This window comes from Maribacter algarum (ex Zhang et al. 2020) (assembly GCF_005885635.1).
GTDB lineage: Bacteria > Bacteroidota > Bacteroidia > Flavobacteriales > Flavobacteriaceae > Maribacter_C > Maribacter_C algarum.
The window spans coordinates 1,945,764-1,959,225 of sequence record NZ_VATY01000001.1 but is presented as its reverse complement, the minus strand read 5'-3'; the positions used below and the strand labels follow the sequence as shown (position 1 = coordinate 1,959,225).

Annotated in this window: 5 protein-coding genes; all 5 read left to right on the top strand. The window is 39.7% G+C overall.

Translation table 11 applies throughout. The features are described 5' to 3' along the window. The 5 genes from FEE95_RS08455 to FEE95_RS08435 all read left to right on the top strand — a co-directional run bounded on the left by FEE95_RS08455 (position 1) and on the right by FEE95_RS08435 (position 13,462). Positions 1-1,065: a M20 family metallo-hydrolase gene (locus tag FEE95_RS08455; protein WP_138657596.1), complete on the top strand. Its 1,065-nt coding sequence runs from the start codon at positions 1-3 to the stop codon at positions 1,063-1,065. 145 nt (positions 1,066-1,210) lie between these two features. Continuing rightward, positions 1,211-2,488: an argininosuccinate lyase gene (gene argH / locus FEE95_RS08450; protein ID WP_138657429.1), complete on the top strand. Its 1,278-nt coding sequence runs from the start codon at positions 1,211-1,213 to the stop codon at positions 2,486-2,488. Positions 2,489-2,741: 253 nt separating this feature from the next. Next, positions 2,742-4,361 carry a tetratricopeptide repeat protein gene (locus tag FEE95_RS08445; protein ID WP_138657428.1) on the top strand — a complete coding sequence of 540 codons (1,620 nt, stop codon included), beginning with the start codon at positions 2,742-2,744 and terminating at the stop codon, positions 4,359-4,361. A gap of 124 nt (positions 4,362-4,485) precedes the next feature. After that, on the top strand, positions 4,486-12,525 hold the full coding sequence (locus tag FEE95_RS08440) for a BspA family leucine-rich repeat surface protein (protein WP_138657427.1): 8,040 nt from the start codon (positions 4,486-4,488) through the stop codon (positions 12,523-12,525). A gap of 4 nt (positions 12,526-12,529) precedes the next feature. Further along, entirely contained in the window at positions 12,530-13,462 is a 933-nt protein-coding gene (locus tag FEE95_RS08435) for a PorP/SprF family type IX secretion system membrane protein (protein ID WP_138657426.1), read from the top strand.

The following is a 13,462-nucleotide window of genomic DNA, read 5'->3' as shown; positions in this document are numbered from 1 at the left end:
ATGACACAACAACAACTTACTATCAAGGCCATAGAATTATTGAAGCAGCTGATTTCAATACAATCCTTTTCGTCTGAAGAAGATAAAACCGCGGATACCATTCAAGATTGGTTTAAGGCTTTTGACATTCCATTTGAACGTATTCATAACAATGTATTTGCCAAGAATAAATTTTGGGATGACTCCAAACCTACACTTCTTCTTAATTCCCATCACGATACTGTAAAACCCAACAAGGCTTACACCAAAGACCCATTTCATCCACATATCGAGGATGGCAAATTGTACGGCTTGGGCAGCAACGATGCAGGTGGTTGTTTAGTTTCGCTTATTGCCACATTCACACATTATTATGCCGCAGAAAATCTGAATCATAATATTTTAATGGTGGCTTCTATGGAAGAAGAAAGTGCCGGAGAAAATAGTTTAAGAGGACTCCTTCCCAGCCTTCCAGAAATTGATGTGGCCATTGTTGGCGAACCCACTTTGATGGATTTAGCCATTGCCGAAAAAGGACTGATTGTATTCGATGCTATTATTAAAGGAACTCCCTCTCACGCAGCACATCCGAATGACAACAATTCCATTTACAACACCATAGAAGTGTTGGAATGGTTTAAGAATTACAAATTCGAAAAGACCTCGGAAGCTCTTGGAGATGTGAAAATGACCGTTACCCAAATCAATGCGGGTAGTCAACACAATGTCGTACCTGCGCAAGTTGAATTAGTGATAGATGTTCGCGTAAACCACGCCTATTTAAATAAAGAGATTGCGGACTTACTAAAATCGGAAGCCCCATGTGAAATACAAGAACGAGGACTAAAATTAGGTTCCTCGAAAATCGACAAAGACCATCCTTTGGTACAATCTGGAATTGCTTTAGGGAGAAAAACCTATGGTTCCCCTACCCTTTCCGACCAAGCAGCATTGACATGTCAATCCTTAAAGTTAGGACCAGGAGATAGCACACGTTCGCATTCTGCAGATGAGTATATTTACGTTCGTGAAATTGAGGAAGGCATTGATCTTTATATCAAGATTTTAAATGGGTTTTTGAAATAAATACAACTGTCACATCGAGCGGAGTCGAGATGCTTTCTACCCTCGAATTCGTTCTCTTCCGAATCTTCGGGACACTCGAACTGACAGATACAAACTAAAATAAACAGATTCCGGCCTTCGCCGGAATGACATAAAAAATAAAATTATGCGACTCTGGGATAAAGGATTTAGTACCGATAAAAAAATAGACCATTTCACGGTAGGTAATGACCGTGAACTTGATTTGCATTTGGCAAAATATGATGTAATTGCTTCAAAAGCTCATGCCAAAATGTTAGGGAAAATAGGTTTAATCTCTTCTGATGAAACCGATGCTTTGGTACGAGAACTTAACGAAATAGGTTCGTCTATCGAAAAAGGAGAGTTCACTATTGAGGATTCTTTTGAGGATATGCATTCAAAAATCGAATTCCTATTAATAGAGAAATTGGGTGATGCAGGTAAAAAAATCCATAGTGCACGTTCACGAAACGACCAAGTTTTAGTGGCGATGCACTTATACCTGAAGGCTGAACTTTCAGAAATCAAATCGCAAACGAAAACACTCTTTAATTTGCTTATGGATTTAGCTGAAAAGCATAAAACCATTTTGCTTCCAGGGTATACCCATTTACAAATTGCCATGCCTTCATCCTTTGGACTTTGGTTTTCAGCCTATGCGGAAAGTTTGATTGATGATTTGTACTTTGTTGATGCTGCTTTCAAGGTTGCTGACCAAAATCCATTAGGTAGTGCCGCAGGCTATGGAAGTTCCTTCCCTATCGACAGAACTTTTACCACCCAGGAAATGGGTTTTGAAACCATGAAATACAATGTGGTTGCCGCACAGATGGGTCGTGGAAAAGTCGAAAAAGCAACAGCTTTCGGAATGGCCAATATCGCTGCCACCCTATCAAAAATGGCCATGGACATTTGTTTGTATATGAGCCAAAATTTCGATTTCATCTCATTCCCAGATGAATTGACTACAGGTTCAAGCATCATGCCACACAAGAAGAATCCCGATGTTTTTGAATTGGTTAGAGGCAAATGCAATAAGCTGCAGTCCATTCCCAATCAATTGACTTTGGTGATTAATAATCTCCCTAGTGGATACCATCGTGATTTACAATTGGTCAAAGAAATTTTAGTACCTGCAATTCAAGATATGAAAGCGTGTCTGGAGATTCTGACCTTTAGTTTGCGAGAAATCCGAATCAATGAAAACATAGTAGAAGACCCAAAGTATGACTATTTATTTAGTGTGGACACACTAAACGAATTAGTTCAAAACGGAATGCCTTTCCGTGATGCCTATAAACATATGGGTCAAGAAATTCAGGCCGGGACTTTCACCCCAAAACGAAATATCAAACACACTCATGAAGGTAGTTTGGGTAATCTATGTCTAGAGGATATCAAGATGAAAATGGCAAATCTATAACCTCCATAATTCAAGTTAGCGATAAAAAATCCACATTTGAAAGTAATGTTGATCTAAAGCCAGATACTATCGTTCTAGACTTAAATCTTTGGTTGTTGTTTGAAGAAAAACAATAATAGAAGTCTCTAAAACAAATGATTCTCTTAACCAAATGGAATTTTCACTGTTTACAGGGAATTATATGCTTTAAAACCAATCGACCTTTGTTTACGATTGATTGATTTTATATTTTTACTTAATTCCCTTCCAAACAATGACCAAACCAATACTTGCGCTAATACTTATTTTAGTTTCGTTCCCCACCGTATTTTCTCAAGACGTAGTTCATAAGAATCAAGAGAGTCCCGCTGTGAAAAAAGCAGGAAGATACCTGAGGGTTCTTCAAGAACATTATGCAGCAGGGGACTACCAATTACACAAAGATTACAGTGATTCCCTTTTGTTAATTGCCAGAGAACACTCTCTTACCAAAATGCATGTGCTTGCTCTCGTAAACCAAGCTGTTTTTCACAATAATAGAAACGAAAGATCTAAGTCCATCGAATTATATCATGAGGCTTTGGAGCAGTGCAAATTAATTCCCGAAGATTTTCGTTCAAGAACCGTCGTATTAGTCAATATGGGGAATACGTATAATAACATTGGTTCTTATGATAAAGCCATAACCACCATGAAAGAAGTTCTGGTTGTTGCGGATAGTACTGAAAATTCAGACAGAATAAAGGCAGCTGCACTTATTGGCTTGGCGACCAATTATGCTGAATTGGGAAATTATGAAAAGACCTTGGAATACGCTCAGAATGCGAATACGTTGGGGGAGCATGTTCAAAATACGGTGGCTATCACTGCATCTCTTAATAGCATTATAGATGCGCATGTGAATATGGCGGAATATGATAAGGCAATTGAAATAGGCGAAAAAGCGCTAAAACTCTCTTCACCAGAGAAATCTACGAAAAGTAGGGGTTGGTTGTTGGTAAATTTGGGTATTGCAAACTACCATATTGAAGAATTTGATACCTCCTTAAATTTCCTAAAAGATGGTGTAGCACTTGCTCAAGAAAAAGAGCTATCTGAAATTGAAATGTATGGTCATGAATATCTTGCAAAACTATATGAACTCAAACAAGATTACAAAGCCTCATTTGCCTCACAAAAGCAGTATTCATTATTAAGGGACAAATATCTTAAGGATAATAAAGATGCTTCGAATGCAGATTTAAAAATGGAAATTACTTCAAAGGAGGAGGCGATAACTGAAAACGAAGAAGCACTACAGGCTGCGAAAAGCAATAGAAATAAATTCATTATTTGGAGTACTATTGTGGTTATTCTTTTAAGCAGTTTACTTTTCTTTTATATAAAGAGAAAAAAAGCAATAGAAGTCGAAGAAAAGAAATTAAGGGCCCAATATCTCAGTTTACAGCAAACTATTTTAAATAAGGAGAAGGGGTCATTTAGTAATGAGGTAGTGAATATTGCCAATGGAGATGACGATATAAAACCTTATAAAAATTCCTCTTTAACACCTGAGAAAAGAGAAGTCTTTAAAAACAAGATATTAGCCTTTATGGATGAAGAGAAGCCCTTTCTTAATCCTGATTTGAATCAATCTGATTTAGCTTCAAGTATTGGTATAAGTACCCATCACTTTTCAGAAGTTTTACACTATGGTTTCAAACAGAATTTTTACAACTTCTTAAACTCGTATCGTATCATCGAAGCCCAAAAGTTGATGAAAGAAGGGAAATACAGGAATGCCAAAATAATTGCAATTGCTTTTGATTCCGGTTTTAAAAGTAAGACTTCGTTCAACCGTGTTTTCAAAAAGTATTCCGGCCAAACTCCTTCAGAATATAGGGCTAAAATCTAGCTCACTTAGTTGTTGAAATACACAAAAAAGGGGTTCACTCGCTAGAATGGCACCTTTTTTAGACAATCTACAGCCCTTCCTCCCGTTATTACCTCTCAAATCTAATTAACCTACGTTTCCAACCATGACCAAAAACCTGTACCTACTGTTGGCACTATTCGTTAGCTCCAATGTTTTCTCCCAATCATTCACTTCAATTTGGAATACGAACAATACAAATTATCAGTCTTCAGCTGATAACGAAATTGAAATACCTACAAACCCGGCATTCACTACTTACAATTATACGGTAGATTGGGGTGATACCAATACAGATACTAATGTTACAGGTAACATAACGCACACCTATGCCGCCCCAGGCACTTATACCATTACTATCTCCGGTGATTTTCCTGCTATTAATTTTAACAATGCAAGTGACAAGCTTAAGATTATTGAGATTTTAGATTGGGGTACTATTCAATGGCAAAGCATGGAAAACGCTTTTTACGGCTGTGCCAACCTAAATTTTGATGCTATAGCCCCTCCAGACCTTTCCCAAGTGACCAGTATGAAAAATATGTTCAGGGGCGGGAGTCTATTTAACGGAATTATCAATAATTGGGATGTTAGCACTATCACAGATATATCTGGTATGTTCTACGGTACTAGTGTATTTAACAGACCACTTGATAATTGGAGTACGAATGCCATTACAGACATGTCGGAGACCTTTTCAGGTGCTGGTCAGTTCAATGAACCGCTCGACAATTGGAATACAGCATCGGTAACCAACATGGCCGGTATGTTCCGAGGTGCCGGGAGGTTCGACCAAAACATCAATAATTGGAACGTTAGCCAGGTTACGAACATGTCGTCAACCTTCGCCTATACCAACTCTTTCAATCGGCCTTTAAATAATTGGGATGTTGCCAACGTAACTGATATGTCAACTATGTTCGATGGTTCAGGATTCAACCAACCTATCGGAAACTGGAATGTTAGTAATGTGACCAACATGAGTAGTATGTTCAGACATGCGCGGTTCAACCATCCCATAGAAAGTTGGGACGTGTCTTCTGTTACCGACATGTCGCTAATGTTCCAAAGACACCGAACCTTTAATCAACCACTTAATAATTGGGATGTTAGCAATGTCACGAATATGGCAAGTATGTTCGATGGTTGGATTTGGGGTGATATTTATAATCAACCCCTAGATAATTGGAATGTCGGTAACGTCACCGACATGAGTTATATGTTTCGGGACAATTCTGATTTTAATCAACCCATTGGAAATTGGGATGTCAGTAATGTTACCAACATGCAGGGTATGTTTAGTGAAACCCAAAGTTTTAATCAAGACATCAGTGCTTGGAATGTTGGTAATGTGACCAATATGTCAAGTATGTTTTTTCGTGCTGATGTTTTCAATCAACCTTTAGACAGTTGGAATGTTAGCAATGTGACCAATATGAGTGCTATGTTCTACAGAGCAGTTGTATTTAACCGACCATTAAATAGTTGGAATGTCGCCCAAGTGACATCTATGACGACAATGTTCAGACAAAACCCTATTTTCAACCAACCCTTGAATAATTGGGATACTGGGGCTGTGGTCAGTATGAACGAAATGTTTTTGACTGCCACAGCTTTCGATCAAAATCTCGCGTCATGGAATGTGGGTAGTATAACCAACATGAGCAATATGCTATCCAATTCAGGATTGTCACAAACCAATTATGACAATGCACTTATCGGATGGGAAGCACAAACCGTGCAATCAAATGTGACTTTGGGAGCAACTGGTCTTAACTATTGTGATGGACGTGATGCCCGACAGGCACTCATTGATAATTCTAACTGGAATGTCACCAATGACATCATAAATTGTTCTTTTGTACTATGTACAAATTTGGTATCTCCCGTGGACGGTGACACCAATGTGCCCGCGAGTGCCAACCTTACTTGGGCACAAACACCTGGTGCGACTGGGTACTATATTACAGTTCGAATCATACGCGGAGGCGTAGAATCAATACCTTTTGACGATCACCAAGTGGTTGGCGGAAATATCGTTGGCCTTAATCTTGAAACCCCCGGTGGAGATGATTTGCTAGAACCTGGTGACGAGGTATTCGTTACAATAGTACCTTATAATAATACAGATGGTCGCGCAGTGGGCTGTACCGAAGAAAGTTTTACCGTAGTGCCGACATGGGTAAATAGTCCTGATGCATTTAAGCTCACCTATGATACTACTTTGGCTGATACCGGTAGTACATCAAACAGGCAACTTAAAGTTAGTGCCAATACCGGTTACCCAGGATATTTCACTTATGATTATTCTATCGATTGGGGAGATGACCAGTTCGACAACAATGTTTCTGGTGAAATCACGCATACCTATCTTAGTCCAGGCACGTACACAATCGCAATAATAGGAAACTATCCAGCCCATTATTACGGTAGTGGAATACAGGATGAAATCAAGCTTATTTCAATTGACCAATGGGGTACGCAACAGTGGCAATCCATGAGAAGTTCCTTCGAAGATTGTGAAAATATGCTTTACAATGCGACAGACATACCTGATCTAACACAAGTTTCCGATATGTCCGAAATGTTCAAAGAGGCAGAACTTTTTAATGGAAATATTGACGCTTGGGATGTTAGCAATGTGACCGACATGTCCGAAATGTTTTCTGAAGCTTATGAATTTAATCAACCACTAAATAGTTGGGATGTTAGCAACGTTACTGACATGTCTTCAATGTTCGAAAGAGCTGAGCTCTTTAATCAGCCATTAGATAATTGGGATGTTAGTAGTGTAACCAATATGTATAGAATGTTCGATGGTTTTGTACGCAACATGGACTTCAATCAACCCTTAAATAGTTGGGATGTTAGTAATGTAACTAATATGGCATTGATGTTTAGAAGAACAGAAGATTTCAATCAACCCTTGAATAATTGGGATGTTAGCAATGTCACCAATATGAGTTCGATGTTCAGTTCGACCTCTTCGTTCAATCAAAATATAAATGTTTGGGATGTCAGTAGTGTAACCGACATGAGTTCTATGTTCAGCCAAGCCTCTGTATTTAATCGTCCACTCGCTAGTTGGGATGTCAGCAACGTAACCAATATGGGCAGTATGTTTCAGAGTTCTACGGCCTTTAATCAACCCATTGGTGTTTGGGATGTGAGTGCGGTAACTAATACGGCTTCAATGTTTGCATCTGCAGAAAGCTTTAACCAACCTATTGATAGTTGGAATGTAGCGGCAGTAACCAATATGGCTTCAATGTTTCAAAGCTCGGTTTCATTCAATCAACCGATAGCTAGCTGGAACGTTTCTAGAGTTGTTACCATGCAATCGATGTTTAATAGAGCCCAATCATTTAATCAACCTATAGAAAACTGGAATGTTAACTCCGTTGTGAATATGACTTCTATGTTCCAAAATGCTGAGGTCTTTAATCAACCCTTAAATTCATGGGATGTTAGTGCAGTAGCAAATATGTCCTCAATGTTTCAAGACGCCCTGTTATTTGACCAACCACTAAATTCTTGGGATGTTTCATCAGTTACGCTAATGCCTTCAATGTTTGAAGGTGCTGAAGCTTTCAACGGCAGTATTGGTAACTGGAATGTAGCTTCGGTAACCACTATGAAAGAAATGTTCAAAGAGGCAATAGTTTTTGATGAAGCTATTCAAAACTGGGATACTGGAGAAGTACTCAACATGGAAGAAATGTTTAAAGGTGCTTCTGCCTTTAATCAGCCCATAGACCTTTGGGATGTTTCATTTGTGCAAACTATGGAAGCCATGTTCGAAGATGCCACTACATTTAATCAGCAACTAAACTCATGGAACGTAGCCTCGGTTACCACTATGGAAAAAATGTTCAAAGGTGCAACAGCATTTAATGGAACTATTGACACATGGAACGTGAGAGGAGTGGAAACCATGAGAGAAATGTTCAGTGGAGCTGCGGCATTTAATCAAATCATTAATGACTGGCGGGTAGCTGGAGTGAGCGATATGGATTATATGTTCAGCGGTGCATCAGCTTACAACCAAGCTATGGATTTATGGAATTTAGGAAACGTCAGTATGCGGTCAGCTTTTTACAACGCTACTTCCTTAAACCAAGACTTGGGGGCGTGGGATGTTAGTGGAGTATCAGACATGCGCGATATGCTTGACAATACGGCTTTAATTCGAGAAAACTATGATAATACTTTAATTGCTTGGTCTGAACAGACCTTAACTATTGGTATTACACTAGGTGCCGAAGGATTACCCTATTGCGATGCACAAGAAGAAAGACAGTCAATGATAGATACTTTTGGCTGGACTTTCAGTCTGGATATACGTGATTGTCCTATACCTGAATGTACCCAACTCGCGTCACCACTAAATGGTGATACAGATGTACCTGTAAATACCAACATCACCTGGGATGCCACTCTTTTCGCACAAGGATATCGATTGACGGTTGGAACATCTGCTGGCGGAAATGATGTTGTGAACAACCTAACAATCACAAACGAGACCTCGTATGAATTCGCAACTGATTTTAGCACAGGTGATATCGTCTATGTAACTTTAATTCCTTTTAATGATGAAGGAGATGCCGTTGGACCTTGTGCGGAAGAAAGTTTTACCATATCAAGTGACCCAGCAACTATACCTGACTGTACTTCATTGACCTACCCTTTAAATGGTGCAAATGACGTGCTTGTCACCAGCGATTTAAGTTGGGACCCGATTTCGAATGCTGATGGTTATAAATTAACCGTAGGTACCTCAACAGGTAGCAGTGATATACTCAATTCTGAAGATGTTGGTAATATGACTACCTATGAATTCGCTGCAGACCTTCCTGAGGATAGTGATATTTATGTCGCGATAATCCCTTACAATGATGAAGGAGACGCGACAGGTTGTACAGAAGAAAGCTTTAAAACCGAATTGATTCCCGTTCCACCGGTATGTACCAATTTGACCAGTCCTTTAAACAATGCTACTGATGTACCTATCGATACACCTTTGAGTTGGACAGCAGTTTCAAACGCAACTGGCTATCTTGTAGTTGTTGGAACTACATCGGGTGGTATTGAAGTAGTTAACAATATCGATGCTGGAAATTTCACAACCTATAGTATTCCCACTGACCTACAAGAAGATAGATTACACTATGTAACTATCATTCCATATAACGACGAAGGCGACGCGATGGGTTGTATTGAAGAAACTTTTACCACAGGAAACTCAACTAGTCCGCCTTCGTGTACCGCACTTACGATGCCATTGAATAATGCGGCTGGAGTTGCCCCAGGTACTAATCTTTCATGGACAGCACTAACAAGAGCTACCGGATATAAATTATCCGTAGGAACTACTTCAGGTGGAACAGATATTTACACAGACGATGTAGGCGATGTTACAATCCATGACCTTGCTGCTGATCTACCAGAAAGCACAGTCATTTACGTTACTATCACTCCGTATAACGATAACGGCGATGCTCTTGCTTGTACAGAAGAAAGCTTTACTACTGACGGACCACCTTTGTGTACCACTTTGATGACTCCAGCAAACGGAGATGCTAATATTGCAGTTGATACTGGTATCGAGTGGAATGCAAGCTCAAATGCCGATGGTTACAAGTTGACTGTTTCTGGCAGTAGTGTTGCTTCTAATACTTTCACAGATTTAGACGTGCCTGCCGGAACGACATATGCGTTCGCAAATGACTTCAATAGAGGAGAAACTATTACCGTGACAATTACGCCATATAATAGTATTGGTGATGCAACAGGACCATGTACTTCAGAAAGCTTCTCAATAATTCCTCCACCAGTACCACTGTGTACCACACTTATGACCCCAGCAAATGGAACTACGAATATCGCTCGTGATACCGGCATTGAATGGAATGCCGTTACAGGAGCAGGTGGTTATAAATTAAACGTTTCTGGAAGCAGTAGTACGGCAAACAATCTAACAGATTTCGATGTGACATCTGGTACTACGCATAGTTTTGCAAATGATTTCGAACAGGGTGAAACAGTTTCGGTAACCATCGTTCCTTATAATGACCAAGGGGACGCTATCGGATGTACTATTGAAACCTTTACGATTCGACCAGTTCCTGTTTGTAATAGCTTAATTATGCCAGCTGATGGAGCAGTAGATGTTGCAGTTGACACGAATATGTCTTGGACGGTGGTTACGAATGCAACGGGATACAGGCTTACGGTTGTGGCAAGCAGCAGTGCCGCGAATAACGTTACGGATTTAGACATCACATCAGGCAATACGTATAATTTTCCAAATGACTTTGAACAAGGAGAAACAGTAACGGTAACTATCACTCCATATAACGAATCAGGTGATGCTATTGGTTGTGCAACCGAAGGCTGGACTATTAAACCAGTTCCTGCCTGTACAAATCTATTGACTCCTGCCAACGGAGCAATAGATGTTGCACTAGATACGAATATCGAGTGGAATGCAATTGCTGAAGCCACTGGATATAAACTGAACGTATCAGCTAGCAGCAGTACAGCCAACAATGTAACAGACCTCGATATTACTGTAGGAAACACATATGCTTTTCCAGGTGACTTTGAACAAGGAGAAACAGTCACAGTAACTATAACGCCATATAACGAAGTTGGTGATGCTATCGGATGTACTTCGGAAAACTTTACCATTAAACCTGTACCTAGCTGTACTAACTTGATTGCACCTGCAAACGGAACAATTGATGTACCAGTTGATACCGATATTTCATGGACACCTATTGCAGATGCTACCGGCTATAAATTGACCGTAACGGCTAGTAACAGCACGGCCAACATTTTGACCGAATTTGATGTCACCGCTGCAACATCTTATGATTTCTCAAATGACTTCGGGCAAGGAGAAACTGTTACGGTTACAATTACTCCATACAATGAAGTCGGTGATGCCCTTGGATGTACTTCAGAAACTTTCACCATAAAATCAGTTCCGGTATGTACAAACTTGACGACACCAGCAAATGGAGCAGTAGTTGCTCAAGCTCGAGATATTTCATGGAATGCCATAGCAAATGCCAATGGTTATAAATTAACAATAAGCGGCAGCAATACAACCATCAACAATATTACAGACTTCGAATTTGTCGGAACAACTTATGTTTTCCCTAATGACTTTACCCAAGGGGAAGTTGTAACGGTTACCATCATACCGTACAATGAAGTTGGTGATGCCGTTGGATGTACTTCGGAAAGTTTTACCATTCGACCCGTGCCGAATTGTACAAACCTTGTTTCACCTTCAAATAATGTCGGGCAGGTTTCCGTGATGACGGATATTTCTTGGAACCCAAGTTTTGACGCAGACGGATATCGCATTTCCGTTGGAACATCTCCAAATGGAACTGATATTATAAACAATGAAGATGTAGCCTCTTTAACGAGCTATACTTTTGGTCAGGACTTACCCTCTGAAACTTTAATATATGTAACCATTACACCTTACAATACTTCAGGCGATGCTGATGGATGTACTTCTGAAAGCTTTACCACAGAAGTTATAGCTCCATCATGTACGGAGCTATCTAGTCCGTTTAATGGGGAGGTAGATATTCCCTTGGAAAGCACGATTAGCTGGAACGAAGTTGAAAAAACGGACGGTTATCGTATTTCTATTGGGACAACTTCCGGCGGAACAGATATTGTAAACAATCAAGATATGGGAGCTGAAACTAGCTATTCACATATTGGGGAGTTTCCTTTTGATACCCAAATTTATGTGACTATTATTCCGTACAACAGTGCTGGCGATGCAGTTCAATGTGAGGATCAGTCGTTTACAACGCTTGTTCCCGAAGACAATACCAAATATGGTTTTTCACCAGATGGTGATGGGATTAATGAATACTGGCATATTGAAAATATCGAATATCATCCTGAAAACACGGTAATGATTTATAACCGCTGGGGTGATGCTGTGTTCCGAATTGACAATTATGATAATGGCCAAAATGTCTTTAGAGGTGAAGCGAATATGAAAACCAAAATGGGGGCCGGAACACTTCCCGCAGGAACCTATTTCTTCGATATACAAATTGAAGGTGAAAACATACTAAGAAAAACAAAAGGATACGTAGTTATAAAGCGATAAACCAATGAAACCAAATCACAAAATTGGCACGCTTGCACTAGGTGTTTTGCTGTCATTCTTATCAATACAGTCAATTTTCGGTCAGCAAACCGCTGCTTTTCCGGAATACAATTTTAATCCGTTTATTATTAATTCTGCTTATGCGGGATTATTACCCGACACTGAGGCGACCATAAGCTATACCGGAATTCTTAAAGAATTTGAGGGTAGCCCTAAAAACTTCAGTATGAGTTTTCACACGCCACTTAACGATGGTAAAATCGGGTTAGGCGCCGGATTCATTCGCGACGAAATTGGGGTTACTACGTCAACAAGTGCATTCGCGGCCTATTCATATAAAATCTTCTTTGATTTTAAAGACAATAGACCGTATTGGCAAATCTATCAACCCGGAACATTGTCATTCGGAATAACGGCAGGCCTTCAGCAATACCAAGACAATTTATTAGATTTAGGTATTACCGGCGACCCTAGATTCGCACAAAATATCAATGCAACCATACCTACGGTCGGCATTGGATTTTTATTCAATCATGCCCGTTTCTACGCTGGTGTTTCTATGCCCAATGTCTTAGGCGACCGATTGGCAAACGATGATAATTTGGAATTGAACAGTCCGATTTACGGATACTTTGGCTATCGTTTTTTCAACAACCGTTTTGAAGATTTCATGCTGAAGCCAAGTGTGCTTATCAAAAGTGAAAAAGGCGCTCCGCTTCAAGTTGATGCTAACATTTCTGTGAGCTATCGAAATAAATTCGAGCTAGGCGCAGGGTATCGTACCAGTTCTTCGGTAAATCTAACAGCAGGATTATATCTTATCAATAATTTTCGATTTATCTTTTATTATAACCTAGCATTAAAAGATTCTCCGATTGGAAATACTCCAGGCTTTATTTTGAGTTATCGTTTTGGAAAAGGATATTCCAATAATTAA

Bases quoted from the DNA above. Each gene is read 5' to 3' on its own strand.
- FEE95_RS08455 (WP_138657596.1), top strand. From the start codon at position 1: ATGACACAACAACAACTTACTATCAAGGCCATAGAATTATTGAAGCAG.
- FEE95_RS08445 (WP_138657428.1), top strand. From the start codon at position 2,742: ATGACCAAACCAATACTTGCGCTAATACTTATTTTAGTTTCGTTCCCC.
- argH (WP_138657429.1), top strand. From the start codon at position 1,211: ATGCGACTCTGGGATAAAGGATTTAGTACCGATAAAAAAATAGACCAT.
- FEE95_RS08440 (WP_138657427.1), top strand. From the start codon at position 4,486: ATGACCAAAAACCTGTACCTACTGTTGGCACTATTCGTTAGCTCCAAT.
- FEE95_RS08435 (WP_138657426.1), top strand. From the start codon at position 12,530: ATGAAACCAAATCACAAAATTGGCACGCTTGCACTAGGTGTTTTGCTG.